General features: G+C 53.3%; 24 protein-coding genes, 6 tRNA genes, 1 other RNA gene and 1 pseudogene. 17 read left to right on the forward strand and 15 right to left on the reverse strand.

Features of this window, described 5'->3' with window-relative positions:
- Both RAC90_RS10995 and ypdK read left to right on the forward strand, forming a co-directional pair.
- Complete coding sequence (locus tag RAC90_RS10995) at positions 1-1,029, forward strand: HlyD family secretion protein (protein ID WP_039339837.1); 1,029 nt, start codon at positions 1-3, stop codon at positions 1,027-1,029.
- A gap of 196 nt (positions 1,030-1,225) precedes the next feature.
- Positions 1,226-1,297, forward strand: coding sequence for a membrane protein YpdK (gene ypdK, locus RAC90_RS11000; RefSeq protein WP_006120362.1), 72 nt, complete (start codon positions 1,226-1,228; stop codon positions 1,295-1,297).
- Positions 1,298-1,346: 49 nt separating this feature from the next.
- Here the strand turns inward: ypdK and alaC are convergent, their stop codons facing one another.
- On the reverse strand, positions 1,347-2,582 hold the full coding sequence (alaC, locus tag RAC90_RS11005) for an alanine transaminase (RefSeq protein ID WP_006120363.1): 1,236 nt from the start codon (positions 2,580-2,582) through the stop codon (positions 1,347-1,349).
- A gap of 116 nt (positions 2,583-2,698) precedes the next feature.
- Positions 2,699-3,223, reverse strand: coding sequence for a GNAT family N-acetyltransferase (locus RAC90_RS11010; protein ID WP_039339839.1), 525 nt, complete (start codon positions 3,221-3,223; stop codon positions 2,699-2,701).
- Between the two features lie 250 nt (positions 3,224-3,473).
- On the opposite strand from RAC90_RS11010, the gene RAC90_RS11015 reads away from it, so the two are divergent.
- On the forward strand, positions 3,474-5,144 hold the full coding sequence (locus RAC90_RS11015) for a sensor histidine kinase (protein WP_039340149.1): 1,671 nt from the start codon (positions 3,474-3,476) through the stop codon (positions 5,142-5,144).
- The gene (locus tag RAC90_RS11020) at positions 5,141-5,869 is read left to right on the forward strand and encodes a LytTR family DNA-binding domain-containing protein (RefSeq protein WP_033740780.1); all 729 of its coding nucleotides are present in this window, start codon (positions 5,141-5,143) and stop codon (positions 5,867-5,869) included. Before RAC90_RS11015 ends, RAC90_RS11020 begins: the two co-directional genes overlap by 4 nt.
- 49 nt (positions 5,870-5,918) lie before the next feature.
- Here the strand turns inward: RAC90_RS11020 and glk are convergent, their stop codons facing one another.
- Complete coding sequence (gene glk, locus RAC90_RS11025) at positions 5,919-6,884, reverse strand: glucokinase (RefSeq protein WP_039339845.1); 966 nt, start codon at positions 6,882-6,884, stop codon at positions 5,919-5,921.
- Between the two features lie 162 nt (positions 6,885-7,046).
- Complete coding sequence (locus RAC90_RS11030) at positions 7,047-8,699, reverse strand: thiamine pyrophosphate-binding protein (RefSeq protein ID WP_375124336.1); 1,653 nt, start codon at positions 8,697-8,699, stop codon at positions 7,047-7,049.
- Positions 8,700-8,916: 217 nt separating this feature from the next.
- Here RAC90_RS11030 and mgrA point away from each other — a divergent pair, with 217 nt between their 5' ends.
- Together mgrA and RAC90_RS11040 are read left to right on the forward strand one after the other, a co-directional pair.
- Positions 8,917-9,906 carry an L-glyceraldehyde 3-phosphate reductase gene (mgrA, locus tag RAC90_RS11035; protein WP_006120370.1) on the forward strand — a complete coding sequence of 330 codons (990 nt, stop codon included), beginning with the start codon at positions 8,917-8,919 and terminating at the stop codon, positions 9,904-9,906.
- Between the two features lie 151 nt (positions 9,907-10,057).
- Entirely contained in the window at positions 10,058-10,408 is a 351-nt protein-coding gene (locus RAC90_RS11040) for a DUF2502 domain-containing protein (protein WP_033740783.1), read from the forward strand.
- Between the two features lie 40 nt (positions 10,409-10,448).
- Here the strand turns inward: RAC90_RS11040 and RAC90_RS11045 are convergent, their stop codons facing one another.
- The gene (locus RAC90_RS11045) at positions 10,449-11,138 is read right to left on the reverse strand and encodes an O-methyltransferase (protein ID WP_058701243.1); all 690 of its coding nucleotides are present in this window, start codon (positions 11,136-11,138) and stop codon (positions 10,449-10,451) included.
- A gap of 87 nt (positions 11,139-11,225) precedes the next feature.
- A pseudogene (locus RAC90_RS11050) lies at positions 11,226-12,470 on the reverse strand (Nramp family divalent metal transporter); the annotation flags it as partial.
- A 357-nt stretch (positions 12,471-12,827) separates the two neighbouring features.
- On the opposite strand from RAC90_RS11050, the gene RAC90_RS11055 reads away from it, so the two are divergent.
- A complete protein-coding gene (locus tag RAC90_RS11055; protein ID WP_006120376.1) occupies positions 12,828-14,018 on the forward strand; it encodes a NupC/NupG family nucleoside CNT transporter in 1,191 nt (396 codons plus the stop codon).
- 175 nt (positions 14,019-14,193) lie between these two features.
- On the forward strand, positions 14,194-14,955 hold the full coding sequence (locus RAC90_RS11060; RefSeq protein ID WP_375124337.1) for a nucleotidyltransferase domain-containing protein: 762 nt from the start codon (positions 14,194-14,196) through the stop codon (positions 14,953-14,955).
- Positions 14,956-15,175: 220 nt separating this feature from the next.
- On the opposite strand, the gene RAC90_RS11065 is transcribed toward RAC90_RS11060, so the two are convergent.
- The 5 genes from RAC90_RS11065 to RAC90_RS11085 form a co-directional block, all read right to left on the reverse strand.
- Positions 15,176-15,451, reverse strand: coding sequence for a hypothetical protein (locus tag RAC90_RS11065; RefSeq protein ID WP_375124338.1), 276 nt, complete (start codon positions 15,449-15,451; stop codon positions 15,176-15,178).
- Entirely contained in the window at positions 15,429-15,935 is a 507-nt protein-coding gene (locus tag RAC90_RS11070; RefSeq protein ID WP_375124339.1) for a DUF2778 domain-containing protein, read from the reverse strand. Before RAC90_RS11070 ends, RAC90_RS11065 begins: the two co-directional genes overlap by 23 nt.
- A gap of 121 nt (positions 15,936-16,056) precedes the next feature.
- A complete protein-coding gene (locus RAC90_RS11075) occupies positions 16,057-16,548 on the reverse strand; it encodes a hypothetical protein (RefSeq protein WP_375124340.1) in 492 nt (163 codons plus the stop codon).
- Between the two features lie 416 nt (positions 16,549-16,964).
- A tRNA-Ala gene (locus RAC90_RS11080) sits at positions 16,965-17,040 on the reverse strand.
- 45 nt (positions 17,041-17,085) lie between these two features.
- A tRNA-Ala gene (locus tag RAC90_RS11085) sits at positions 17,086-17,161 on the reverse strand.
- 361 nt (positions 17,162-17,522) lie between these two features.
- On the opposite strand from RAC90_RS11085, the gene RAC90_RS11090 reads away from it, so the two are divergent.
- Both RAC90_RS11090 and RAC90_RS11095 read left to right on the forward strand, forming a co-directional pair.
- Positions 17,523-18,311, forward strand: a complete 789-nt coding sequence (locus tag RAC90_RS11090; protein ID WP_006120379.1) for a formate/nitrite transporter family protein — start codon at positions 17,523-17,525, stop codon at positions 18,309-18,311.
- A gap of 111 nt (positions 18,312-18,422) precedes the next feature.
- Positions 18,423-18,776, forward strand: a complete 354-nt coding sequence (locus RAC90_RS11095) for a YfeC-like transcriptional regulator (protein ID WP_033740792.1) — start codon at positions 18,423-18,425, stop codon at positions 18,774-18,776.
- A 128-nt stretch (positions 18,777-18,904) separates the two neighbouring features.
- On the opposite strand, the gene gltX is transcribed toward RAC90_RS11095, so the two are convergent.
- Positions 18,905-20,323 carry a glutamate--tRNA ligase gene (gene gltX, locus RAC90_RS11100; protein WP_039339857.1) on the reverse strand — a complete coding sequence of 473 codons (1,419 nt, stop codon included), beginning with the start codon at positions 20,321-20,323 and terminating at the stop codon, positions 18,905-18,907.
- A 269-nt stretch (positions 20,324-20,592) separates the two neighbouring features.
- Here gltX and RAC90_RS11105 point away from each other — a divergent pair.
- The 6 genes from RAC90_RS11105 to RAC90_RS11130 all read left to right on the forward strand — a co-directional run bounded on the left by RAC90_RS11105 (position 20,593) and on the right by RAC90_RS11130 (position 21,791).
- Positions 20,593-20,668, forward strand: a tRNA-Val gene (locus RAC90_RS11105).
- Between the two features lie 47 nt (positions 20,669-20,715).
- A tRNA-Val gene (locus RAC90_RS11110) sits at positions 20,716-20,791 on the forward strand.
- Positions 20,792-20,832: 41 nt separating this feature from the next.
- Positions 20,833-20,908: transfer RNA gene (locus tag RAC90_RS11115), tRNA-Val, on the forward strand.
- Between the two features lie 4 nt (positions 20,909-20,912).
- A tRNA-Lys gene (locus tag RAC90_RS11120) sits at positions 20,913-20,988 on the forward strand.
- Between the two features lie 31 nt (positions 20,989-21,019).
- A non-coding RNA gene (locus tag RAC90_RS11125) (RtT sRNA) lies at positions 21,020-21,152 on the forward strand.
- A 285-nt stretch (positions 21,153-21,437) separates the two neighbouring features.
- Entirely contained in the window at positions 21,438-21,791 is a 354-nt protein-coding gene (locus RAC90_RS11130) for a FlxA-like family protein (RefSeq protein ID WP_006117791.1), read from the forward strand.
- Here the strand turns inward: RAC90_RS11130 and RAC90_RS11135 are convergent.
- Positions 21,788-22,708 (reverse strand): LysR family transcriptional regulator, encoded by a 921-nt coding sequence (locus RAC90_RS11135; protein ID WP_033740794.1) that lies wholly within the window; start codon positions 22,706-22,708, stop codon positions 21,788-21,790. The two genes, RAC90_RS11130 and RAC90_RS11135, sit on opposite strands and share 4 nt — an antisense overlap.
- 95 nt (positions 22,709-22,803) lie before the next feature.
- Between RAC90_RS11135 and RAC90_RS11140 the strand changes: the two genes are divergently transcribed.
- Positions 22,804-23,811 carry a bile acid:sodium symporter family protein gene (locus RAC90_RS11140; RefSeq protein WP_006117793.1) on the forward strand — a complete coding sequence of 336 codons (1,008 nt, stop codon included), beginning with the start codon at positions 22,804-22,806 and terminating at the stop codon, positions 23,809-23,811.
- A 43-nt stretch (positions 23,812-23,854) separates the two neighbouring features.
- On the opposite strand, the gene RAC90_RS11145 is transcribed toward RAC90_RS11140, so the two are convergent.
- Positions 23,855-24,073 (reverse strand): DUF3820 family protein, encoded by a 219-nt coding sequence (locus RAC90_RS11145; protein WP_039339860.1) that lies wholly within the window; start codon positions 24,071-24,073, stop codon positions 23,855-23,857.
- Position 24,074: 1 nt separating this feature from the next.
- Entirely contained in the window at positions 24,075-26,093 is a 2,019-nt protein-coding gene (gene ligA, locus RAC90_RS11150; RefSeq protein WP_375124341.1) for an NAD-dependent DNA ligase LigA, read from the reverse strand.
- Positions 26,094-26,136 lie beyond the last annotated feature (43 nt).

Below are 26,136 nucleotides of genomic sequence, written 5' to 3' on the forward strand. Positions count from 1 at the left end.
ATGCGTGCTTTAGTAATGAGAAAAACCGTGCTGCTTTCCCTGCTGCTGCTGGTTTTGCTGGCGATGGCGCTGATTGTCTGGTCCGTGATGACCCGTAACGATCACCGTACCAATGATGCCTGGGTCAATGCCGATTACACCCTTGTTGCGCCCAAAGTGTCGGGGTACATCGCCAGCGTCAGGGTGAAAGATAACCAGCAGGTTGCCGCCGGTGAACTCCTGGCGACGCTGGACGATCGCGATTACAAAGTGGCACTGGAAAGCGCGGAGGCCGCATTGCAGGTCAGTGAAGCCAAACTGTTGAGCAGCAAAGCACAGCTGGAGCAGCAGCAGTCGGTCATTGATGAACAGAAGGCCAGCGTTTCCGCCAGTCAGGCTTCGGCGCAGTATGCCGGACAGAGTGCCGAACGCTATAACCGTCTCTATCAGCGCGGCACCGTTGCCGCTGACGAGCAGCAAAAAGCCAGCTCGGCGCAGCGCTCTGCCAGCGCCGCGGTGCGTCAGAGTGAAGCCGCGCTCGCTTCTGCGATTAAGCAGGTTGGCGTGCTGCAGGCAGCCGTCCGATCCGCCGAAGCGGATGTTGCTGCCGCCAGGGCCAGCGTCGACCAGGCACGTCTTAATCTGTCTTACACCCGCATTGTGGCCCCGGTGGCCGGCATGGTGGGACAGCGCGCAGTGCGCCTGGGCGCCTATGTTTCCGCCGGTACCCGTTTGCTGGCGGTGGTGCCGTTACAACAAACCTATATCACCGCGAATTATCTGGAAACGCAGTTGCAGGATGTGCGTCCGGGTCAACCCGTCCGCATCAGGGTAGATGCTTTGCCTGACCAGATTTTTACCGGTCACGTCGACAGTCTTGCCCCCGCGACAGGCGCGACATTTGCGGCGATTGCTCCCGATAATGCGACCGGCAACTACACGAAAGTGGTTCAGCGATTACCGGTTAAAATTGTCCTGGACCAGAACCAGAAAAACCTGGCGCAACTCCGCGTGGGCATGTCGGCAGTGCCGGACATTGACGTTCGATAAAAATGTGAACAAACTCTCAGAACCAAACTATTTATTTTCGGTCTGAATACGCGTAGATTAGCCCCGATCCTGTTCTGAGTTATTCAGTTCGTACGGGAGATCGTTGACCGTAAATCTGAACGGCGACCTTATCCTTTCTGTCCGCGTTGCGCTGGATGGGATCGCCAATATCGTAACCGCTCAGAGGAGTTCGCTTGTGAAATATGCGCTGATGGGAATTTCTTTCTTTGTACTACTTTGGGTCGGCACCTTTGTGCTGATGCTGTAGTCTCTGCAGGCATTCCACAGGGGCGACAGGTGGTCGCCCCAATGGGATGTTAAATCTGTTCTTCCATACTTTTCACGCTGCCCGGCAAAATGCCGTCGGCGCGAAACATCGCCTTAATGCCTCTTACCGCCTGTCGGATACGATCGCTGTTTTCAATCAGTGCAAAACGGACGTGCGTATCGCCATAATCACCGAAGCCCACGCCGGGTGAAACGCATACTTTCGCTTCCTGCAGCATGTGCTTGGCAAATTCCAGCGAGCCCAGATGCGCATAATGATCCGGAATCTTTGCCCAGACATACATCGACGCTTTGGGAATATCCACCATCCAGCCCGCTTCATGCAGCCCTTTCACCAGCACGTCGCGGCGACGTTTATACTGTTCGGCAATATCGCGCACGCACTGCTGATCCCCTTCCAGGGCCGCAATCGCCGCGACCTGTAAGGGCGTAAAAGTGCCGTAATCGTGGTAGCTCTTGATTCGGGCTAAGGCGGCGACCAGCTCTTTGTTGCCCACCATAAAACCTATGCGCCAGCCGGCCATGTTATAGCTTTTTGACAGGGTGAAAAATTCGACGGCCACATCCCGTGCGCCAGGCACCTGCATAATGGACGGCGCTTTCCAGCCATCATAGACGATATCGGCATAGGCCAGATCGTGAATGACCAGCACGTTGTACTGTTTGGCCAGCGCGATGACGCGCTCAAAAAAGTCCAGCTCTACGCACTGAGAAGTGGGATTCGACGGGAAACCCAGCACCATCATTTTAGGTTTGGGATAGCTCTCGCGAATAGCACGCTCCAGCTCATTGAAGAAATCAATGCCCTCCACCAGCGGGACGGAGCGCACCTGAGCGCCTGCGATAACGGCCCCATAGATATGAATGGGATAGCTGGGATTCGGCACCAGCACCGTGTCGCCATGGTCAAGCGTGGCTAACATCAGGTGAGCCAGACCTTCTTTGGAACCAATGGTGACTATCGCTTCCGATTCGGGATCAATATCTACCTGATAACGCTCCTGATACCAGCGTGAAATAGCACGCCGCAGGCGAGGAATACCGCGCGATGTGGAATAGCCGTGCGTATCTTCACGTTGAGCCACCTGGCATAGTTTTTCGACAATGTGCGGCGGCGTCGCGCCATCGGGATTACCCATTGAAAGGTCGATGATATCTTCGCCGCGCCGACGCGCAGCCATCTTCAGTTCAGCGGTAATGTTAAAGACGTAAGGGGGCAGGCGTTCAATACGCGAGAAACGACGAGTGGTGCTGTTATCAGCCATGGTATCCTCTGGAAACGTTAGCGCCCGGACCGTCCGAGCGACGCTGGTCACTGCGGTGACCTCAACAAGAACATAACGCGCTAATAACAACTTTGTCGAGAGGAGCAGAAAATTTTTTATTTTCCCGGATTGAGCCGCTCGAGCAGCCAGTCATTCACCCAGCGGTCATTCAGCAGATAATTATTTTGCAGCGTCCGTTTCAGCAGAAAGCCGTTTTTTTCCAGAATTCGCCGGGAAGCCCAGTTTCCTTCCACCACCAGCGCCCGGAGTTTGAGAAAATCGGCGTCGAACAAACACGCACACAGCGCTTCCAGCGCTTCACTGCCAAACCCCTGACCACAGTGGCGATGCAGCAGCATATATCCCACCTCCGCCTGACGGGCGGGCTGCCATTCAGGCGTACAACCCAATAACCCGATGGCTTCCCCGCTGTCGCGTCGCCTGATGACCAGGCATAACATGTGAAAACTGCCGGGTTGCCAGGGTGCCAGACGCTGACGAAACCGCTCACGGATATCATCTTCATCGGGAATGTCACTTACCCAGCGCATAGTATCGCGATCTTCATGTACCGCACGAAACAGCTGCCAGTCTTCAGGCTGCAAAGAGGTTAACGTCAAACGCGAGGTAGTCAGATGCATACATCACTCCGGGCGATAACACGTAATAAAGTCACCGGGCCTGACCACAGTGGACCGGGCCGCACTGGCAGCGGAAAAACGTTCCTCTTAAATGAGCTCAACATTTCCTCTTTTTCAGCTTTTGAATAAATTGATCTAAAACATGAACTGCCCGGCTGGCTGTCAGGCACGCTGGCACAACATCATCACATTTTTTATCATAACCTTCTTTGACCTCGCTGAAGAGTCGCCTGTGACTTCACACTTTACTATGCTTCTGGCCGTCTTTGACCGTGCGGCGCTGATGCTGATTTGCCTGTTTTTTCTGACGCGAACCCCACCTTTTCGTCAGATCCTGCAGAAAGATGAGCATACGGCGCTGGAAAAAGCGGCCGTGATTGCCATTTTTTCACTGTTTGCACTTTTCAGTACCTGGTCAGGGGTCAATGTCGACGGTTCATTGCTCAACGTACGGGTGATCGCCGTGATGGCTGGCGGTATTTTGTTTGGTCCCTGGGTTGGCATTACCACCGGTGTGATTGCCGGTCTGCACCGCTTCCTGATAGATATTCATGGTGTGACGTCAGTGCCCTGCCTGATGACCAGCATCATCGCCGGCATTGTCGCCGGTGCCATTCATCGCCGGGTGCAGCGCGAACGGCGCTGGCTGGTAGGGATTCTGGGCGGCATGTTTTGCGAAAGTCTGACCATGCTGCTTATCGTGTTGTGGGCCACGCCCACCGCGCTCGGGCTGACCATTGTTTCTGAAATTGCCCTGCCGATGATTCTGGGCGCCGCCAGCATTGGCTTAATCGTGTTGCTGGTGCAGAGCGTGGAAGGTGAAAAAGAGGCTATTGCGGCACGTCAGGCAAAACTGGCGCTGGATATCGCTAACCAGACCCTGCCGCTGTTCCGTCAGGTCAACAGCGATTCCCTGCGCCGTGTCTGTGACATCATTCGACGGGAAATCAAGGCCGATGCCGTCGCGATGACCAACAAGCAGAAGATTTTGGCCTATGTTGGCTACGGTGAACACAATTACCAGCATGGTGACGACGGGATCAGCCCGACGACGGCGCAGGCGATGCACAGTGGGAAGATCATCATCAAAAACAATGACGAAGCCCACCGGACGAAAGATATTCACTCCATGATCGTCATCCCCTTGTGGGAAAAAGGCAAGGTGACCGGCACGCTGAAGATTTATTACCGTCGTGCGCACCGCATCACCGGCTCGCTGAAAGAGATGGCGGTAGGCCTGTCCCAGATTATTTCGACGCAGCTGGAAGTCTCGCGTACGGAGCAACTGCGCGAAATGGCCAATAAAGCGGAACTGCGTGCCCTGCAGAGCAAAATTAATCCGCATTTCCTGTTCAATGCGCTGAATGCCATTTCGTCATCTATCCGGCTCAATCCCGATACGGCGCGCCAGTTGGTCATCAACTTATCGCGCTATCTGCGCTACAACCTCGAACTGAATGACGATGAGCTTATCGATATCAAGAAAGAACTCTGGCAGGTAAAAGATTATATAGCGATTGAGCAGGCGCGCTTTGGCGACAAGTTAACCATGATTTATGACATTGACGAGGATTTGCATTTTTCCCTGCCCAGCCTGCTGATTCAGCCGTTGGTGGAGAATGCTATTGTTCATGGCATTCAGCCCTGTAAAGGTAAAGGTGTGGTGACGTTAAGTGTGCGAGACCTGGGCGACCGCGTGCGCATCGCCGTGCGTGATACCGGTAAAGGGATCAGTGACGAGGTGATTGATCGTGTGGCTCGCAACGAAATGCCCGGCAATAAAATTGGCCTGTTAAATGTCCATCACCGGGTGAAGTTACTCTCGGGCGAAGGGCTGCACATTGCGCGTCATCAGCCCGGCACCGAAATCGCGTTTACCCTGAGCAAAACCGGGCAGTTACTGGTGGGGAACCTTGCATGAAAGCCATCATCGTCGAGGACGAATTTCTGGCCCAGCAAGAGCTGAGCTGGATGATTCAGCAACACAGTAAGATTGAGATAGCGGCCTGCTTTGATGACGGTCTGGATGTCCTCAAATATCTGCAGCAGCATCGGGTTGATGTGATCTTTCTCGACATCAATATTCCCTCTCTGGATGGCATGTTACTGGCAAAGAGTATTCATCAGTTTGTTCATAAGCCCCTGATTGTGTTTATCACGGCCTGGAAAGAGCATGCCGTGGAAGCCTTTGAACTGGAAGCGTTTGACTATATTCTGAAACCGTATCATGAATCCCGTATCGTCACGATGCTGAACAAGCTGGAAGCCACCTGGCAGCAACAGCACGCGCCCACTCAGACGCCAATGGCGCAGAGCGTACTGACCGTGAATCTGACCAAAGATGAACGCATTATCGTGACCGACGTGAATGACATTTACTACGTTGAGGCGCACGAGAAGTTAACCTTCGTCTATACCCGCCGTGAAGCCTATGTGATGTCGATGACAATGACGGAATTCTGCTCACGCCTGCCCGAACACCTGTTCTTTCGCTGCCACCGGTCCTACTGCGTCAACCTCAACAAAATCCGGGAAATCGAACCCTGGTTTAACAATACCTATCTGCTGAAGTTGCGGGATATGGAAGTACAGGTACCGGTCAGCCGCAGCAAAGTAAAAGCGTTTCGGCTACTGATGCGGTTGTGAGAGGGAAAGGCGGCTCTGCCCTTGCGTCGGGCAGGACAGAGCCTGCAAACTAGAGAATACGGCCCAGCGTCTGGCGCAGGTGCGCACCGGCACCCAACAGCCCGGGTTGGTCATGCGTGATCATATAAACCGGGATATCGGCAACATAGTCACGGAAGCGCCCTTTGTCTTCAAAAGCGGCACGAAAACCCGAGGCTTTGAAGAACTCCAGGAAACGCGGCACGATCCCGCCCGCGATGTAAACGCCACCGAAGGTCCCGAGGTTCAGCGCCAGATTACCGCCAAAACGCCCCATGATGACGCAGAACAGCGATAAGGCACGACGGCAGTCGGTGCAGCTGTCCGCCAGGGCGCGCTCACTGACTTCGCGTGGCTTCAGATTCTCCGGCTCACGGTTATCGACTTTTACAATCGCACGGTAGAGATTGACCAGACCAGCGCCTGACAACACACGTTCTGCTGAAACATGACCTAATTCTTCCCTTAAGACTTCCAGAATTTGATCTTCTTCTTCGCTGTTAGCGGCAAAATCAACATGTCCCCCTTCACCGGGTAAACTGACCCAGCGCTGGTCGACGTGTACCAGATGGCTGACGCCGAGGCCGGTTCCCGCACCGTAAATCGCGATCGGTTTATCCTTCACCGCCGATTTACCGCCAAACTGGATGACATGCTCTTCGCCGAGCATAGGAATCGCCATGGAGACAGCGGTGAAATCGTTAATAATTTCCAGGTGTTCAAAACCGATGTTCGCCTTCAACTTTTTAGTCGAGAAGGCCCAGTCGTGGTTGGTCATTTCAACCCAGTCATCGGTAATCGGGCAGGCAATGGCGATACAGCCGTCTTTAATATCCTGCTTTTGTTCATCAAGATAATGGCGGATGACGGCTTCGAGGCTGTCGTAGTCTGATGTTGCGAATGTTTTGGTCTGGGAGATGCTGCCGCTTTCCACCTCACACAAAGCGAGGCGGGCATTGGTGCCGCCGACATCGCCGACCAAGGCATAAGTTGTCATTCTTCTGGTGCTCCGCTTGGGGGTCTTAAAGAGTTGGAGGACACTATAAAATCCTGCCGATAAAACAACAACGCCCACCGAAGCTTGAGGTGAGCGTCTGACTCGTGTGTGCAACAGCCTAACCGCGTTAGTCTGGCCTGCACAGAGGCAACTTTCCGAATCTCATCCGCCGTTGCGCTGGCTCAGACAGGCTGAGACTTTACGTAACAGGGGCGGCAGGTCATCTTTTTGCATCACGACTTCAATAAACGACAGTCTGTGTTGTTGTGTCAGTTGCGCCATCAGTGCGGTCAGTTGCACGGTTTCACTGATGCGCCAGCTTTGTGCCTGACAGTGTAAACTGAATGCCTGCGGCAGCGCTGTCCAGTTCCACTGGGCAATATCATTATAACGCTGGTCTGCGCCATGAATGGCCCGCTCCACAGTATAGCCTTCATTATTGAGCAGAAAAATGATTGGATGCTGATCATCCCGCAGCATCGAGCCGAGTTCCTGAATGGTCAACTGTGCCGAACCATCGCCAATGATCAGGATGACGCGCTGTGACGGGCGTGCCGTCTGGGCACCAAACGCGGCTGGCAAAGTATAACCGATGGATCCCCATAACGGCTGTACCAGCAGCTGCGCCCCGGCAGGCAGGCGCAGCGCCGCCGCGCCAAACGCCGCGGTGCCTTGATCCGCCAGAATAATATCGCCGGGCTGGATAAAAGACTGCATGGCCTGCCAAAAGGCAGACTGGCTGATGATAGTCGCGTCAGGGACAGGCGCCGCCGGTTTCACTGGCCCGGCGGACTGCCAGCCTGCGCCATAGCGTTCGAACAACGGCAGTAATGCCTGCAACGCATCGGCCATCGACAACGGGGCAAACGTCTGTCCCGCGACGCTGGCGCTGTGTGGCTGCACGTCGATCAGCCGATCGGGGCGAAATTGCTGAGTGAATCCAGCGGTAATCGTATCCGTAAAGCGCACGCCGACGCAGAGCGTGACGTCTGCCTCTTCAATTTGCTGGCGTACCCGGCCTTCACAGCCCTCACCTGCGTAAGTGCCCACAAACCCCGGCTGCTGCTCATCCAGCACGCCTTTGCCCATCAGCAGTGTGGCGCACGGAAAAGCACGCCCGGCACGTAACGCAGCCAGCGCCGGTTGCTGTTGCCAGCGCTGCGCCAGGAAATCGGCCAGGAGTGAGACGCGTTGCGCCGGTGCCAGTAACCGCTCGGCGGCCTGGCGAAACGCGCTGCGCAGGGATTCAGGTGACGAAGCCGACGATACCAGGGGATGAACGGGCGCAGCGGTTTCGGCCTGGGCAACATCGACAGGCAACAGCAGATAGCCCGGACGATGTTGCTGGATAACGCTGCTCAAAACCCGGTCAATTTCGGCGGTGGCATTCTCAGCGGTCAGTTGCGCGGTGGCGACGTTAACCTCTTTTGCCATGCGGATGAAATGGCCAAAATCGCCATCCCCTAAGGTGTGGTGCACGCTGTCTCCCTGCTGCATCGCCTGGCTCGACGGCGCGCCCACGATATGAATCACGGGCACGTACTCTGCGAAGCTGCCTGCCAGACCGTTGATTGCGCTGAGCTCCCCTACGCCAAAGGTAGTCAGCAACGCCGCCATACCCGAACAGCGTCCATAGCCATCCGCAGCGTAAGCGGCATTCAGCTCATTGGCACATCCCACCCAACTTATTGTCGGATGCGCAATCACCCGATCCAGAAACTGCAGATTAAAGTCACCCGGTACGCCGAACAGATGTCGAATACCGCACGCCTGCAAACGCGCCAACAGATAATCACCAACCGTATAAGAGGACATAGCGAATTCCTTTAGGGGAGTGTTTTGATAAGTATCTGACATGGCGTTAATTTAGCGAACAGTGCCTGTCATTTAGCCAACGGATTACATGGCAAGCAAGCGTTACGACCGTGGATTATTCGGCAGATATGCGATCTGACACGGATTAATCCTGAGTGTAACCGTATACACTCCCACTGTTTTGGCACATTTAATCGTTTTCACTCAGGACTTTTCTATGACAGCTTTTCCTCGCCCCGACAGGTATCAGCATATGCAATGGCGTCGAAGTGGACGCAGTGGACTGAAGCTTCCTGCGATTTCACTGGGCCTGTGGCATAACTTTGGTGACAGCACCCAATTAGCAACCAGCCGGCAGTTGCTGCGCCATGCGTTTGACTGCGGCATCACCCATTTTGACCTGGCGAATAACTACGGTCCGCCGCCCGGTTCCGCAGAAAGCAATTTTGGTCGCATTATGCGCGACGATTTTCAGGCGCATCGCGACGAGCTGATTATTTCAACCAAGGCTGGTTATACCATGTGGGAAGGCCCTTACGGCGACTGGGGTTCGCGCAAGTATCTGGTCGCGAGTCTGGACCAGAGCCTGCGTCGAATGGGCCTGGATTACGTTGACATCTTTTACCATCACCGTCCCGATCCGGAAACGCCGCTGGAAGAAACCATGCGGGCGCTGGATCACGTTGTCCGTCAGGGCAAGGCGCTGTATGCCGCCATTTCCAACTATCCGGCAGAGCGGGCTGCTGAAGCGATGACGATTCTGCGCGATCTGGGGACACCCTGCCTGATTCATCAGCCCCGCTACTCCCTGTTTGAACGCACACCGGAACAGGGCTTATTGCAGACGCTGGATGAGCATGGCACAGGCTGTATCGCATTTTCGCCCCTCGCGGGTGGTGTGCTGACCGATCGCTATCTGCAGGGTATTCCCTCCGATTCCCGCGTCGCCAGCGGCAGTAAGTTCCTGAATGAAAATCAGCTGACGGAAGAGAAAATGGCCAGGGTGCGTAAGCTGAACGATCTGGCAGAACAGCGTGGGCAGAAACTGGCGCAAATGGCGTTAACGTGGGTGCTGCGCGATCCGCGCATTACCTCCGTGCTGATCGGGGCCAGTAAAACGGCACAAATTGACGACGCGGTGCAGATGCTGACCCAGTCACCGCTCTCGACAGACGAACTCGCCGCCATTGAGGCGATACTGGCCTGATACGGGTTGCCCGCGTACGCGGGCGGCTGTGCCAGAAAACTCTCAAAGCCCTGTTTTTCGCGTATTTTCAGACAACATGTGCAGGCTTCTTTGTGCAATACCGTCAGAATGACGTGACAGCAGTAATCATAAGCTGCTGCAGGAGAAGATAATGATACGTGGAGTATGCTTTGCTGCTTTCATAGCAGTGTTAACGCCGCTGGCGATGCACACAGCACAAGCCTCGGGAAATGAGATACGCCTGGCTCCAGGCGTCACGCTGCATCTGGGCGACCGGGACCGCCGGGGTTATTACTGGGATGGCGACCGCTGGCGTGAACCGCGCTGGTTTAACGATCGCTACGCTTATAAGGAAAGACGCTGGTGGCGGCATGATGCCTGGCGACGTCATCAGGAAGCGGAACGGGAACGTCGCTGGCACGCGCGTGAACGGCAACGCCAGTGGGAACATGAACGACGCCACTGGCGTCATGCGCACCCTGAGCCGCATCGCTACCGCTAACCGTCCTCTGCCGGCCTGCGTGCCGGCAGACAACCTGCGGTTACTCCTCGCGGCTTTTCACCCGGGCGAGCGCAAAGCCATCCCAGCCTTTTTCGCCCACGGTCTGAATCGCGGTCGCCTCCAGTCGGGGATCGCTGGCCAGCAGCCGCAGACACTCACGTACGCCCTGCACGTTGCCGTCGGTAGAACCGGCATCAATCACGGCACCGCCGCGAACAATGTTATCGACGATAATGAGACTGCCGGGCCGGGAGAGCCGAATGGCCCAGCGAAGATAGCCGGGATTATTTTTTTTGTCCGCATCAATAAAAATGAGATCAAAGGGAGCCTGCAGATGCGGCAGGACATCCAGCGCCGCCCCCACATGCAGCGTAACCCGTTCGGACAGGCCAGCCTGATGAATATTTTCGCGGGCAACATCCGCATGGCGGGGATCGGCTTCTATCGTGGTGATGGTTCCCCCCTCGCCCAGCGCCTGCGCCATCCAGATCGTGCTGTAGCCGCCGAGTGTGCCGATTTCGAGCACACGTGAGGCATTCTGAATGCTGATTAACAGCGCCAGCATTTTACCTTGCACCGCCGAAACATCATGAGCTGGCAGCCCGGCCTGACTGTTTGCCTGGAGGGCCGCGCTGAGGTGGTTATCGGGCGGCGCTAACAACTGTGAAAAATAATCGTCAACGGCGGCCCATTTCACATGGTCGTCTGAAGGGTAATCTGGCGTGCGCATGATGTCACTCCTGACTCGGGAAGAGAGTGACATTATAAACTGTGGCATTCAGCGCTTAAAGCCGTGCCCGATCGCTGCCGGGTAAGGCTACATGCCCATGGCCTGTCCGACGAGCAGGTAAATATTCAGGCTGACCACCAGCACCACAATGATTCGACCGGTGTTCTGCATCAGACGACTGTTTACCAGGGCTTCGCCCATCAGCTCACGGTTCCCCGTAAAGACCAGCAAAGGGATTAGCGCCAGTGCAATACCAAAGCTCAGCAAGACCTGGCTCATCACCAGCACACGCGTGGGATCCCAGCCCGCCCAGATCACGATAAATGACGGCACCATGGTGACGGCACGACGCACCCAGAGAGGGATATGGAAATTGATAAAGCCCTGCATTACCACCTGGCCCGCCAGCGTACCCACCACGGTGGAGGATAACCCCGCCGCGACCAGGCTCAGGCCGAATACCGTCGCGGCAGCATGACCGAGCAAGGGCTGCAAGGTGGTGTAAGCCTGATCGAGTTCCGCAATACCGCTGTGGCCGCTAAAGTGAAAAGCCGCAGCGGCCGTGGCCATCATCGCCAGATTAACAAAACCGGCAATGGTCATCGCGATCGCCACATCCAGCTTAGTGGAAGAGTAACGTTGCGCCTGGCTGTCGCGGCTTTTTCCCTGCGTTAAGGCAGAATGCAGGTAGATGACGTGCGGCATAATGGTTGCACCCAGCACACCGGCCGCCAGGAAAACCGCATCGGCATTCGGCAGTGAAGGCAGCGCCATGCCTGTCACCAGTTCGCTGACTTTTGGCTGGGAAAAAAACAGTTCAACAATATAAGCTGCCGCAACAAACAGGAGTAATCCGCCGATCACCAGCTCCAGCGGCTTTTGCCCGCGGTTTTGCAGCATCAAAATCAGAACGGTGGCCACACCGGTAAGGACCGCGCCCTGCATCAGTGAGACGCCCAGCAGCAGTTTGAATCCCAGAGCCGCGCCAATAAACTCCGCCAGATCGGTCGCCATCGCGATGATCTCTGCCTGCACCCAGTAAAACCACACGGCCGGACGCGGGAACCGATCGCGAATGTGTTCCGCCAGATTCTTGCCCGTGGCAATACCGAGCTTTGCTGACATCAGCTGGATAAGCATGGCCATAATGTTGGCCCACACCACCACCCACAGCAACTGGTAGCCATACGCGGCACCGGCCTGAATATTAGTCGCGAAGTTGCCCGGATCGATATAGCCGATCGCGGCGATAAAGGCAGGCCCCAGTAAAGCGAGTTTGATTTTTCTGGCGCCACGCGCTGCGCGTTCTGCGGCACGGCTTTCTAGCATATCGGGTACCCTGTCTGAGTTAACCTGTGTAGCTTAAGGCGACACAGGTACGAGTGAAATTCGGTTTCGCTAATCGCTATGATAGATAATGCTATAAAGTATAGCCATTGCTATAAATCAGGACTAAGAAAGCCCTACTTATACAACGTATTTTAGTCACTCTACGTGTTGTGCAAATTACAGACAATAGATTTAAGTGAAATCCATGTGAATATTTTGGTTACAGGACGTGATCGCTGAGAGTTTTCTGAGAAATTTGGCGATAGTGAATACTTATATTGTGGATGAGATCTCGTTTTTCGGTAAGCCGTTACATAGAATACGCAGCAAAATACAATCCTCCTCAAATTTGGAGCAAACATGTCCCATATTTTGCAGTTTCTTTTAGCACTAGTGGTAGTCAGTGTGCTGGCCTTGCTGGTCAGCCACGACAGAAAAAGTATTCGGGTTCGCTACATTATTCAGCTTCTGGTTATCGAAATCATTCTGGCCTGGTTCTTCCTGAACTCAGAAGCCGGTCTGGGATTCGTCAAAGGCTTCGCCGGTTTCTTCGACCATCTTCTGAAATATGCGGCTCAGGGCACCAACTTTGTCTTTGGCAACATGAACGATAAAGGTCTGGCCTTCTTCTTCCTGAACGTCCTGTGTCCGATTGTGTTCATTTCGGCGCTGATCGGGATTCTTCAGCACTTCCGCATCCTGCCATGGGTGATTCGCGGCATCGGTACGGTGCTGTCTAAGATCAACGGCATGGGTAAACTGGAATCGTTTAACGCCGTAAGCTCTCTGATTTTGGGACAGTCTGAGAACTTTATCGCGTATAAAGACATTCTGGGCAAAATGTCACAGCGTCGTATGTACACGATGGCGGCGACCGCGATGTCCACCGTGTCCATGTCGATTGTGGGTGCCTACATGACCATGCTGCAGCCTAAGTATGTGGTTGCTGCGCTGGTGCTGAACATGTTCAGTACCTTTATCGTACTGTCGCTGATCAACCCTTACCGCGTCGATAACGAAGAAGACCTGCAGTTGCAGGATCTGCACCAGGGTCAGAGCTTCTTTGAAATGCTGGGCGAATATATCCTGGCTGGTTTCCGTGTAGCCATCATCGTCGCAGCAATGCTGATTGGTTTTATCGCCCTGATTTCTGGCCTGAATGCGCTGTTTGACTTCATTTTCGGTATCACGTTCCAGGGCGTGCTGGGTTACGTCTTCTATCCTTTTGCCTGGGTGATGGGCGTGCCATCAGGCGAAGCGCTGCAGGTTGGCAGCATCATGGCAACGAAACTGGTTTCCAATGAGTTTGTGGCGATGATGGATCTGCAGAAAATCGCCAGCCAGCTGTCGCCAAATGCCGAAGGTATTCTGTCGGTTTTCCTGGTGTCTTTTGCTAACTTCTCGTCTATCGGCATCGTCGCGGGCGCGATTAAAGGCCTGAATGAAGAGCAAGGCAACGTCGTTTCGCGCTTCGGCCTGAAACTGCTGTATGGCTCAACGCTGGTCAGCGTGCTGTCCGCAGCCATTGCAGGCCTGGTGCTGGCATTCTGATTCCGGGCTTACGCAACAGACAAGGCGAGCCAACTGGCTCGCCTTGTTGCTTTTAACCAGAGACGGTTTAACGCTTACGCTTTACCCTTCCTGAGTCACCCTGCTACTTTGCATTGACAGCAGTTTGCAGTCTGCCCCTTGCCACACAGTCCTCTCTCTTCTTAAAGGAGCGTTTATGGCGTTGGATGCCGAGGGTTACATCGCCGTTCCACCTGTGACCGCCTTTCAACCGGCTTTTCAGGCAATCGTTGACGATACCCTTCATCAACTCCGTCTGACCGTCGGCGATGATCTTCACAGCCTGTGGCTCTATGGCAGCGTTGCGTTTGGCACAGCCGTCGAAGGGCAGTCTGATCTGGATGTCTGCCTTGTCTTTCGTCATCCGCTCGCGCCCGCTACGCGCGACAGCCTGGCGGCCGTAAAAGAGAGGCTTACGGCAAGGCATCCTGTCGTCAGTAAAATTGACGTTGATAAAGGCACGCTAAGTGAGGTGATGGATCCGAACAACCTTAATACATGGGGATACTGGCTAAAGCATCACTGCCGCTGCCTTTACGGTGAAGATTTATCGGTGCGTTTTAACCGGTTCAGACCCTCGAAAGCGCTGGCGAGGGCACTAAATGGCAATTTCACAAAGGTTTTAGACGAGTATGTCGCGAAACTGTCCTGCGCCTTGCCCGGCCGCCAGCTGTGGCAACGCGCCGCCGCCAGAAAAGTTATTCGCTCAACGAATATGCTGCGACAGGATAGCGACGCGGACTGGCCTGCAACGCTTGCCGAGCATGTATCGCGCTTTGTTCTGCGTTATCCCGACCAGGAAGCTGCCATCGCCTTCTTTCTCGCCGAAAGTTATCAGCCCGGCGCATCAGCCAGGGAATTTATCTCGCAGCTTGACGCGTTCAGGGGATGGCTGGTTCAGCAGTTAGAACAATCGTAACGAGAACGTACGAGGGAAATATGAAAAGCGCCCGATAAAACGAGAAGGCGATGCAGGCTCAACTCACCCGTCCGTATGAGCCAGGCCGTGTTTTAAAGTGAATAGTTAATTTACAGGTGAAACTGAGAGATTACACCACCATTGAAGTTACGGACTCTTATTAGACCTTGTTCTCAACAGCATTTATACAGAGTGTGGTCATCCACACTCATTTAGCGATTTATTTATATCTTTTTTTCACTATCCTAATTATAAAAAAAATCGCTATAGATAATATTAGAGGAATACCAAAAATAACCCATAACCCGGCCGGGTCACATTCACCATCGGCCATCGCAACACCTGTTGCATTCAATATGTCATCAATGTAGTAGGACAGTTTCTCTGTAAACTGCCAAACGGGGCGGACAAAAAAGACAATGGCAAGGCAAGCCACGTATATCAAAATGAAAAGTAAAACAGAATTCCTGCGATTAGTTGATTTTGCAATTGTCATAATCTGTTCTCCCTTTAACAGTCACACGTCCATATGCTTTAACACCGGCTTTCACCTGCATCATTTCTGTCTTAAGTAATGCATTACGAAGAATGTTGAACTGTGGGATTTTATAGAATGTTATACATCCCCATGACTCCCCACTTCCATCCGGTCTCAAAGGATGCAGCCTGAAACCACCACGCTCAGAGCCATGTATATAGAGATGGTCACTCATAGTAGCGTCATTATAAAGACCAAACCACTCACTGTGATCGGTGCCGTTACGCCAGTCTTTAATTGCACTAAGGACACGGTTACTCATACTGCCTGTCGGGCGGGGAACAATCCAGTATGTGCCCGGAGGAAGCGCAGCTTTATTCTTATATGCGCATTCGGCAATGTTAGTCGTCGGGTTTTCGCCCGAGAAGACATCAAAGGTTCCTACACCATAACAAAGTAATTTAACAGTTCTACCGTCAGCACTTACCTTGCTGTAATCCATCTCGCACTCGATCATTCGTGCCCCCTACCTTTCGATGAAAAAATCATACTTAGATTGAATTTTCCAATCAAGCGAGTTTGGAGGGGAACCGAAACCCTCATTAAAATCCATAAGATAAAGACTAATATGGATTATGTTTATAATCCTCTTTGAATCGCATTATCTCACTCTCCCAGAAAGTAAAAACAAATTTAATCGCTGATTTGAGTTCGACGCGTTCAAAATCTCGTCCATCATGCGACTGTGGTTCATCCAAAATTAAATAAATGCCATTAGCTTCAGTGAATACACCGTCACCAAAAGGCGCACTAAAAAGTCCTTCGTTATGATCAGATGCAATCTGTTCAACGTGCCGTGCGATTGCGTGCTGATGTAACTGAAAATGTTTTGATGCATTCGCCACAGCATGAACCACTTCATATAACATCTTATTTTTACCCTGCAATCTATCACCTGGTTTTCCAAAACCATTGGATTTTGCGTAACCATAAACATGGTAGAGGACGATTGCTGCTATACGTCCTCGACGCATGTTCATCTCATCTGCATAAAACTCGTCCACAGTTGGCCGAACTGTTTGCTCAAAGTAATCAATCACGGGTCTGAGGTTCATACTTTCTCCTGAATTGAATCCTTGCAGAATGAAAGGACAGTCCCCCTTTCTTCAAACCCCAGTCCTTGAAGCAGTCACAAATATAGCGACGTGAGCGGCTGTCCAGGGAGACACGTGTTCTCGTGCTACTGGTGCATCTGAGGCGTGAGCAAAGAGCTTAGGATTATGTTCTCGAAGCAAAACAGGGTAACGCATCGCGCCTGAATAATGCGGTCAGACGGTGCTGGAAGAGATGCTGAAGGCGGATGTGCGTCAATCTCGCTGACGTCTTTAATCGCTGCTGAGCCGAGTGGCAAAGTCAAAAGCTAAAGAGAGGCGATTTTCACATGACAGCACGAACAAGATTGGAAATAAGATGAGAAAAACCAGCACATTGCGTTCTGATGACTTATTGATTTGATGAACAAGCAGAAAGTTGGTGGAGATAAGCGGGATCGAACCGCTGACCTCTTGCATGCCATGCAAGCGCTCTCCCAGCTGAGCTATACCCCCACATCTGGAAATCGTTTTTTCAGTGCCAAACTTTTGGGAGAAGTTTGGTGGAGCTAAGCGGGATCGAACCGCTGACCTCTTGCATGCCATGCAAGCGCTCTCCCAGCTGAGCTATAGCCCCGAACCGAAAAAACCGTCGTGTTACGCGACGGACGGCATAATATGAAACCCCCCAGGGAGTGTCAACGGCAAAATCACATTCTGTGTTTGATCGCTGAAAAAGACGGCAAACTTAACGCGATGACGTCCGTTTGCGCAGAAAAAGAGCTTGTTAATATGATGTAAGGTGTCTGGTCGGGGTTAAACCTTTTTGATCGGCGTTAAGTTAATGCATCGTTAAATATGTTATAGGAATTATCTTGTCTTCCCTGTAATGTCGTGTAAAACTTAGCCCGCTATTTAATACGGCTGCATGGTTTTCTCCAGCGCACCGTTCTTCAACCAGGCGTTTTCGCTCCACCACTAAAATCAATAGAGAATATATGTCGCTGCATACACCTAAAGAGATCGCCCAACTGGCGATTCAGGCAGGGGTGGCCAAAAGCCATGCCTCCATTAGCTCCCTTATCATTCTTGGTTTCATGGCCGGTGCCTTTATTGCTACAGGGTTCCTGCTGGATGTTCACGTCATTAACTCTTTACCCGCAGACTGGGGGTCATTTGGTGGCTTTTTAGGGGCTGCCGTGTTCCCGGTGGGATTGATCCTGACCATTCTGGCCGGGGGCGAGCTGCTAACGGGTAATATGATGACGCTGCCCATTGCCTGGTTTGCCCGCCGTGTTAGCGGTTACAGCGTATTACGTAACTGGTTCTGGGTAACGATTGCGAACTTCCTCGGCAGCATCGCGATTGCCTGGTTCTTTGGTCACATGCTGGCCATGACCGAAGGTGATTACCTGAAAAAAACGCTGGCGATTGCGAATGCGAAGGTGCATGCCGATTTCCTGCATGCCTTTATCTCCGGCATTGGCTGTAACTGGCTGGTGTGCCTGGCCGTCTGGCTGGCATTCGCCAGTAAAGATGTCGTCGGTAAAATTTTTGGCATGTGGTTCCCGGTGATGGCGTTCGTGGCGATTGGTTTCCAGCACGTTGTCGCCAACATGTTCATTATTCCTGCGGCGATTTTCGCCGGTCAGATGACCTGGGCTGAATACTTCCCGAATTTTGTGGCGGTATTTTTAGGTAATGCTGTAGGCGGTGCCGTCTTCGTGGGTCTGGCTTACTTCCTGGCGTTCCGCCCCGCTGCCGAACAGGCACACACTGCGCAATAATTCCTCATTGCCTTTTGTTGAGAGACAAAAGGCAATTTCGTTTTCCGTTACTTTCACCCGTTACGATTTCCTGTAATATGTATAGCTAATGTATTGAACAGGGACAGCATCGTGAAAAAGGAATGGCTTACTCCGGAAGAACTGGCAATCGAAACGGGCTACAGTCGGCAGACGGTGAACAAATGGATCAAACGCGAGAACTGGACGACGACGCCAAAACCCGGCGTTCAGGGCGGAAAAGCGAGACTGATCCACATTGATGAGCGCGTAAAAAGCTTTATTCAGTCGACACGTAATCTCAATGAACCTACAGGCAATTATACTCCTCCACCTAATTCATTACCTGCGTTATTAATAAGTTCTGTCCAGCAAATGAGCCAGAATGAACAGGATCAACTTATGGCCCTGATTTTGCGGGAAGGGATAAAAGGTGTGCTTGAGCGTCTGGGCATTCGTGAAGAATAAGAAAACCGGAAGCGCGAGGCTTCCGGTTTTTTTGCGCCGCTGACAATCACGTCCCGCGGCTCAGACTTTAGTCGGGTGTTGTCAGTAAGTGTCCTGATAACATCACCGCCTGCCGTCAAAAAGAAAGATTATTCGCTCTGCGCTTCGCGCTCAGCAATAAAGGTCAGCGCTTTCTCAATACGCTCAACGCTACGGCTGCGGCCAATCGCTTCGACCGTCACATCCAGTCCCGGTGACTGCCCTGCTCCGGTAACGGCTACACGCAATGGCATACCGACTTTACCCATACCGACGCCTAACTCATCGGCAGCCTGCTGGATAGCGGCATGCACCGTTTCGGCATTCCAGTCAGTCAATGCAGCCAGTTTATCGCGAACCAGTTCCAGTGGCTGGCGGGCGACCGGACGTAAATGCTTTTTCGCGGCATCCGCATCGAACTCTGTGAAGTCCTGGTAGAAATAGTGGCAGGATGCCGCCATCTCTTTCAGCGTTTTGCAACGTTCACCCAACAGCGTAACGAGTTTCGCCAGCTCCGGGCCGGTACGTGTATCAATATTTTGCTGCTCGATGTGCCATTGCAGATGCGTGGCAACGTACTCCGGTGGCAGCGCATTAATATAATGATGATTTAACCACTGCAGTTTTTCCGTATTAAAGGCGCTGGCAGATTTGCTCACCGCGTCCAGGCTAAACAGCTCTGTCATTTCTTTAACGGAGAACACTTCCTGATCGCCATGGGACCAGCCCAGACGCACCAGATAGTTGAGCAGCGCTTCCGGCAGGTAACCATCATCACGGTACTGCATAACACCGACTGCACCATGGCGCTTAGACAGTTTTTTACCGTCATCGCCCAGGATCATGGAAACATGCGCGTAAACCGGTACCTGAGCCCCGATGGCTTTCAGAATGTTGATCTGACGTGGTGTGTTATTGATATGGTCTTCACCGCGCACAACATGCGTAATGCCCATATCCCAGTCATCAACCACGACACAGAAGTTGTAGGTTGGCGAGCCGTCGGTACGGCGAATAATCAGGTCGTCCAGTTCCTGATTACTGAATTCAATCGGGCCACGAATCTGGTCATCAAAAATGACCGAGCCTTCCTGCGGGTTACGGAAGCGCACCACATGAGGTTCGTCTGCGGCATGGTGCTCGTGGCTGTCGCGGCAACGGCCGTCGTAACGCGGTTTTTCACCGTTCGCCATTTGGGTTTCACGCAGCGTTTCGAGACGCTCTTTAGAGCAGTAGCATTTATAAGCCGTGCCTGCTTCCAGCATTTCATCAATGACGGCGTTGTAGCGATCAAAGCGTTTGGTCTGATAATACGGGCCTTCATCCCAGTCCAGACTCAGCCAGTTCATACCGTCCATAATGGCTTCAATGGCTTCCGGTGTTGAACGCTCCAGATCGGTATCTTCGATGCGCAGCACAAACTCGCCCTGATGATGACGAGCAAAGAGCCATGAATAGAGTGCGGTACGAGCACCGCCTACATGTAAAAAGCCAGTAGGGCTTGGCGCGAAGCGAGTTTTGATTTTCATTCAGTATTGCCTTAAATGCGCGGGTTCTTGTCTGGATGACAAAAAACAGGTTAGACGCGAAAACAGTGCGCACATTCTAGCATCTGATGATGAATCCTCAATGCATGCAACGTAGCAGAGCGGCAGCAAAGCCCGCATTTCTGCTAAGAAAACCAGCATATTGGATAAAATCCCTGCGAGATGTTTAAAATTAAACCGAACGCACAATTAAGTTTTAAAAAGCGTTGACTCAAAATCAACTATCCCTATAATGCGACTCCACACAGCGGGGGTGATTAGCTCAGTTGGTAGAGCATCTCCCTTACAAGGAGGGGGTCGGCGGTTCGAACCCGTCATCACCCACCACTCTTAAGAAGGTTTAAGATGGCCCGCAGTGACAAGAGATAAGATATGGGTGATTAGCTCAGTTGGTAGAGCATCTCCCTTACAAGGAGGGGGTCGGCGGTTCGAACCCGTCATCACCCACCATATCTTAGTCAGATGACACTCTTGTGAAGCAGTACCGAAGTGGGTGATTAGCTCAGTTGGTAGAGCATCTCCCTTACAAGGAGGGGGTCGGCGGTTCGAACCCGTCATCACCCACCACTTCGGGTCGTTAGCTCAGTTGGTAGAGCAGTTGACTTTTAATCAATTGGTCGCAGGTTCGAATCCTGCACGACCCACCAATGTAGAAAGGCGCCCTAAAGGCGCCTTTTTGCTATGCGCAAAAAGTGCAGGATGAGAACCTGCTGCAGGTTCGACTGAATCGCGCAGCGGTTCAGGCTGATGCGCCAGCATCACCCGAAGGGCGAGGCCCGCCGGGCCGAAGGCAATCCTGCAAGACCCACCAAATTCAGGAAAAAGCGCCTTCAGGCGCTTTTTTCGTTTCTGCGCTCCGCTGCCTGACGTGCGGAATGAGAATCTGCCGCAGGTTCAGTTACCCGCCCTGCTTTTTCCCACTGCCGAAATAATGAAACCAACAGCCGTATCCGCCACCGTTACCCGTCTACTCAACTGAATGGTAAGGACTAACGTTAATCTGTAAAAATCTTTTCGTAAATTTAACATTTTGAGGCATTAAGCTTTTGCCGCGCGCATCCGATAACCTAAAACGTCTAATTGCAAGGAGATCATCATGACAACTATTTCAACCAGCACACCGAGCATCGGCAGTGGCTCAACGTCAGATACGACAAGCGCCTCATCAGACACGGCAGCACAAATTGCCAGTCTGAATAAGCAGATTTCGCGCCTGAACGACCAGTTAAAAAGTCTGGGCGATGATAAAACACTGACCACCGAAGAAAAGAAGAAGCAGCAGGATACAATCAAAGCGCAGATTCAGGTTTTAGAAGCGCAAATCCAGCAGCTGCAACGCAAAGAGCAACAAAAAGCCGAAGCGAAACAGGCGGAAAAAGAAGGTAAAACCGTGTCAGCCGATGGCGTCAATCGCCCTACCCAAAATAATCAGCTCGACGTCTATATTTAAAACGCAGGACTGGAAGCACGTTGTTGCGTCAGCAGAGCTCCCTGCTGACGCACCTCCTGCCATATGGCCTCGCCCGCAGGCGTTAACGAGCGATTCTTGCGCTTAATTAATGTCAGGCTGCGATTGATCTCAGGATAGAGACGTCTTACCGTTAACGCGCGCCCCGCAGGAAGCGGTAACGCCAGCGCGGGTAAAATGCTGATCCCGATACCTGCATCCACCATAGGAAACAGCGTGGCCGGATGACCGATTTCCTGAACCACATTGATACTGATGTTCTGCTGACGTAACGCCGCGTCAATTAATATCCGGCTGCCCGACGCATAATCCTGAAGCACCATCGTACGTCCCTCCAACATCGGCCACCTTGCCTGCCCGACCTCAGCAAGCGGATCATCCTCCCGGCACAGCAGTAAAAAGGGTTCATCCAGTATGGCGCAGCAGTCGAATTCACTGTCATTCAGCGGGCCAATCACAATGCCAAAATCGACCTCGGCGTGACGTACGCTCTGAAGCACGGCCTGCTGCACCCGATCGTGCAGGATGATCTTTATTTCCGGGTAGCTCTGCTGACTGGCGGCAAGGCATTGCGGCATCAGGTGGGCTGAGATCGTCTGACTCGCCGCGATGCGTACCGTACCACTGCGTTGTTCGCCATAGCTACGAATATCCAGCAGCGTGGTGTTTATCTCTTCCAGCAACCTTTCCATACGTGAAGCCAGCTGCTGCCCGGCTTCGGTCAGCACCACCTCGCGCGTCGTGCGGTCCAGCAAGCGGACGCCCGTTTCCGCTTCCAGCTCTTTAATGCTGTGGCTGACCGCAGACTGACTCAGCCCAATCGCCTGCCCTGCCTGGCTAAAGCCACCATAATGCGCAACGGCCACAAAGGTGCGTAACTGACGTAGGGAGTAATTCATTAATTTCTCGCATAGATTCATTTAATAAATCAATTTTATTTCTAAACCCTCATCACGCACAATCACTCCAGACTTAATTTAACCGGATTTTAACGATGGGATTTCTCCGTATTGACCCGATGATGATCAAGCTGATCATCACTGTACTTCTGGCCTCTTTCATTCCGGCGAGAGGCGGCTTCGTGGACTTTTTCACGTACCTGACCACCGCCGCCATCGCCCTGCTGTTCTTCATGCACGGTGCCAAACTGTCACGCGAAAAAATCATCGCAGGCAGCAGCCACTGGCGGCTTCACCTTTGGATCATGTGCAGTACGTTTGTTATGTTCCCGGCGCTGGGGCTGCTGATTGTCTGGTGGCATCCGGTTAACGTCGGCGCAGAAATTTATACCGGCTTCCTTTACCTCTGCATTTTGCCTGCCACCGTCCAGTCGGCCATCGCCTTCACCTCAATGGCTGGCGGCAATGTGGCTGCGGCGGTGTGCAGCGCATCGGCATCCAGCCTGTTAGGTGTTTTCGTCTCCCCGCTGCTGGTTAATCTGGTGATGGACGTCAACAGTAACGGGCCAGGCGATGGCCTTGAGCAGGTGGGTAAAATCATGCTGCAACTGTTAGTGCCGTTTGTTTTAGGTCATCTGTCACGCCGCTGGATTAGCGGTTGGGTGGAAAGGAACCGTAGCCTGATTGGCATCACCGATCAGACGTCCATTTTGTTGGTGGTTTATTCCGCGTTCAGCGAAGCGGTGGTGAACGGCATCTGGAAACGCGTCGGGATTGATACGCTGCTGTGGATTCTGGCGGGCTGCATTCTGCTCCTGACGCTGGTGCTGATTATTAACTATCTTGCTGCGCGCCTGTTTGGCTTCAGTCGTCCCGATGAAATCGTGGTGTTGTTCTGTGGCTCGAAAAAGAGCCTGGCGAACGGCGTGCCGATGGCCAATATCCTGTTCCCCGCCAGCGCGGTGGGTATCATCGTCCTGCCACTGATGATTTTTCACCAGGTTCAGTTGATGGTGTGCTCGTTTATTGCCGGACGTTACAAGCGAACCAATGCGTTGCAGGCGGAGAAAAGCAAAGCGGCTGTCGTGGAATCGCAGAAATAACGGAAACACGTTCAGACACGCGGCCTCATGCGAGGCCGCGAACTCAGTCACCACGCTTTAAAGGTTTAACTAACCCTTCCAGCCCTTCAATTTTTATCGCCAGGGTAAGCTGCATCAGCTCCCCCAAACGACCAGCCGGAAACTCGCCGCTACGGGCGAACCACAGCAGATAGGGCTCTGGCAAATCAATCAGCATCCGGCCTTTATATTTGCCAAACGGCATGGCCGTATTCGCAATCTCGATCAGCGCCTGCTTATCCATCTCAGGTACCGAGTCGCCGGATCATTTCGGCTTCATCAATGATCTCAATGCCCAGCTCCTGCGCTTTTGTCAGCTTCGAACCCGCAGCTTCTCCTGCGATCAGCAAATCGGTTTTCTTCGATACGCTGCCGCTGACTTTGGCACCGAGTTCGATCAGTCGCGCTTTGGCATCGTCCCGGTTCATCTGCGAGAGTGAGCCCGTTAACACTACGGTCTTGCCTGCAAACGGACTGTCGATCTCGCCGGGGTTCACCGCCACCACCTGGGGCCAGTGGATGCCAATATCTTCAACCAGTTGCCGGATCACCTCGCGGTTGCTCTCTTCTTCCATAAAGTGCCGCACGTGCTTCGCGACGACCGTGCCCACATCCTGAACCGCAATCAGCGCGTCCAGATCGGCATCCATGACCTTTTGCAGATCGCCAAAATGACTGGCCAGGTTTGCCGCCGTGGCTTCGCCGACTTCGCGAATACCCAGCGCATAGAGGAAACGCGCCAGCGTAGTGGATTTGGCTTTTTCCAGCGCGTCGACCACATTCTGCGCCGACTTCGCGCCCATACGATCTAACCCGGTCAGGGTTTCACGGCTGAGCCGGAACAGATCGGCCGGGGTTTTGACGTACTCTTTCTCGACCAGTTGATCGATAATCTTGTCACCCATGCCGTCAACGTCCATGGCGCGCCGCGACACAAAATGCTTCAGCGCTTCTTTGCGCTGTGCGCCACAGATTAAGCCACCGGTACACCGCGTGACCGCCTCGCCCTCAACGCGTTCAACATCGGAACCGCATACCGGGCACTGAGAGGGAAACACGATCTCACGGGCATTGTCAGGCCCTTCGGTGGTTACAACGTTGACCACCTGAGGAATCACATCGCCGGCACGACGAATCACGACTTTGTCGCCAATGCGCAGGCCAAGGCGTTCAATTTCATCGGCATTATGCAATGTGGCATTGCTGACCATCACGCCTGCCACCTGAACGGGTTCCAGCCGGGCAACAGGTGTAATAGCGCCCGTCCGCCCCACCTGGAACTCGACGTCACGCACAATCGTCATCTGCTCCTGTGCAGGAAACTTGAACGCCACGGCCCAGCGCGGCGCGCGCGCGACAAAGCCCAGCTTTTCCTGCAATTCCTGCGAATCGACTTTAATCACCACGCCGTCGATATCAAAACCCAGCGTGGCCCGCTCTGATTCAACCTCGTGATAAAACGCCAGCGCTTCATCGGCGTTCTGCACCAGACGAATACGGTCACTGACCGGCAGGCCCCAGGCTTTGAACTGTTGCAGTCGCGCCATGTGGCTGCGGGGCATCTCGCCCCCTTCCAGCAGGCCCAGTCCATAGCAGAAGAACGTTAGCGGTCGTTTCGCGGTGATACGGGGATCCAGCTGGCGCAACGAGCCCGCTGCCGCATTGCGTGGATTGGCAAAGACTTTGCCCTCTGTACGGCGCGCCTCGGCATTGAGTTTTTCAAAGCCGCTTTGCGTCATAAACACTTCTCCACGCACTTCTACTCTGGCGGGAATATTGTCCCCTTTGAGGCGCAGCGGAATGGCACGAATCGTCCGCACATTCGTCGTGATATTTTCGCCTGTTGTGCCATCGCCGCGCGTCGCCGCGCGCGTTAATAAGCCATCTTCATACAACAGGCTGACCGCCAGGCCATCCAGCTTGAGTTCACAGCAATAGGTGAGATCGTCGGTGCTTTTCAGACGATCCTGGACACGCTTATTGAAGGCCCTGAAGCTGGGTTCATCGAACGCGTTATCCAGTGACAGCATCGGCACTTCATGGCGTACCTGCTCAAATACCATCAACGGGGCGGCCCCTACGCGCTGCGTGGGGGAATCAGGCGTGATCAGATCAGGATGCTGTGCTTCCAGATCCCGCAGTTCCCGCATGAGGCGATCGTATTCCGCATCTGGCACTTCCGGCGCGTCCATAACGTGATACAGATATTCGTGATGGCGCAACGTGGTGCGCAGTTCAGTGATGTGTTCCTGGACGGATTTCATATAACCCCATCAGATAAAAAACCCCCGACAGGCGGGGGTTCAT

It is taken from the genome of Pantoea sp. CS_6, from assembly GCF_041954745.1.
Classification (GTDB): domain Bacteria; phylum Pseudomonadota; class Gammaproteobacteria; order Enterobacterales; family Enterobacteriaceae; genus Pantoea; species Pantoea stewartii.

What these genes read in the sequence shown, in the direction of transcription:
- RAC90_RS11130 (WP_006117791.1), top strand. Translation starts at nt 21,438, where the DNA reads ATGACAACTATTTCAACCAGCACACCGAGCATCGGCAGTGGCTCAACG.
- RAC90_RS11075 (WP_375124340.1), bottom strand. Translation starts at nt 16,548, where the DNA reads ATGAACCTCAGACCCGTGATTGATTACTTTGAGCAAACAGTTCGGCCA.
- mgrA (WP_006120370.1), top strand. Translation starts at nt 8,917, where the DNA reads ATGACAGCTTTTCCTCGCCCCGACAGGTATCAGCATATGCAATGGCGT.
- RAC90_RS11140 (WP_006117793.1), top strand. Translation starts at nt 22,804, where the DNA reads ATGGGATTTCTCCGTATTGACCCGATGATGATCAAGCTGATCATCACT.
- RAC90_RS11040 (WP_033740783.1), top strand. Translation starts at nt 10,058, where the DNA reads ATGATACGTGGAGTATGCTTTGCTGCTTTCATAGCAGTGTTAACGCCG.
- ligA (WP_375124341.1), bottom strand. Translation starts at nt 26,093, where the DNA reads ATGAAATCCGTCCAGGAACACATCACTGAACTGCGCACCACGTTGCGC.
- RAC90_RS11055 (WP_006120376.1), top strand. Translation starts at nt 12,828, where the DNA reads ATGTCCCATATTTTGCAGTTTCTTTTAGCACTAGTGGTAGTCAGTGTG.
- gltX (WP_039339857.1), bottom strand. Translation starts at nt 20,323, where the DNA reads ATGAAAATCAAAACTCGCTTCGCGCCAAGCCCTACTGGCTTTTTACAT.
- RAC90_RS11065 (WP_375124338.1), bottom strand. Translation starts at nt 15,451, where the DNA reads ATGACAATTGCAAAATCAACTAATCGCAGGAATTCTGTTTTACTTTTC.
- alaC (WP_006120363.1), bottom strand. Translation starts at nt 2,582, where the DNA reads ATGGCTGATAACAGCACCACTCGTCGTTTCTCGCGTATTGAACGCCTG.
- glk (WP_039339845.1), bottom strand. Translation starts at nt 6,884, where the DNA reads ATGACAACTTATGCCTTGGTCGGCGATGTCGGCGGCACCAATGCCCGC.
- RAC90_RS10995 (WP_039339837.1), top strand. Translation starts at nt 1, where the DNA reads ATGCGTGCTTTAGTAATGAGAAAAACCGTGCTGCTTTCCCTGCTGCTG.
- RAC90_RS11145 (WP_039339860.1), bottom strand. Translation starts at nt 24,073, where the DNA reads ATGGATAAGCAGGCGCTGATCGAGATTGCGAATACGGCCATGCCGTTT.
- RAC90_RS11015 (WP_039340149.1), top strand. Translation starts at nt 3,474, where the DNA reads ATGCTTCTGGCCGTCTTTGACCGTGCGGCGCTGATGCTGATTTGCCTG.
- RAC90_RS11060 (WP_375124337.1), top strand. Translation starts at nt 14,194, where the DNA reads ATGGCGTTGGATGCCGAGGGTTACATCGCCGTTCCACCTGTGACCGCC.
- RAC90_RS11090 (WP_006120379.1), top strand. Translation starts at nt 17,523, where the DNA reads ATGTCGCTGCATACACCTAAAGAGATCGCCCAACTGGCGATTCAGGCA.
- RAC90_RS11020 (WP_033740780.1), top strand. Translation starts at nt 5,141, where the DNA reads ATGAAAGCCATCATCGTCGAGGACGAATTTCTGGCCCAGCAAGAGCTG.
- RAC90_RS11030 (WP_375124336.1), bottom strand. Translation starts at nt 8,699, where the DNA reads ATGTCCTCTTATACGGTTGGTGATTATCTGTTGGCGCGTTTGCAGGCG.
- RAC90_RS11010 (WP_039339839.1), bottom strand. Translation starts at nt 3,223, where the DNA reads ATGCATCTGACTACCTCGCGTTTGACGTTAACCTCTTTGCAGCCTGAA.
- RAC90_RS11045 (WP_058701243.1), bottom strand. Translation starts at nt 11,138, where the DNA reads ATGCGCACGCCAGATTACCCTTCAGACGACCATGTGAAATGGGCCGCC.
- RAC90_RS11135 (WP_033740794.1), bottom strand. Translation starts at nt 22,708, where the DNA reads ATGAATTACTCCCTACGTCAGTTACGCACCTTTGTGGCCGTTGCGCAT.
- RAC90_RS11070 (WP_375124339.1), bottom strand. Translation starts at nt 15,935, where the DNA reads ATGGATTACAGCAAGGTAAGTGCTGACGGTAGAACTGTTAAATTACTT.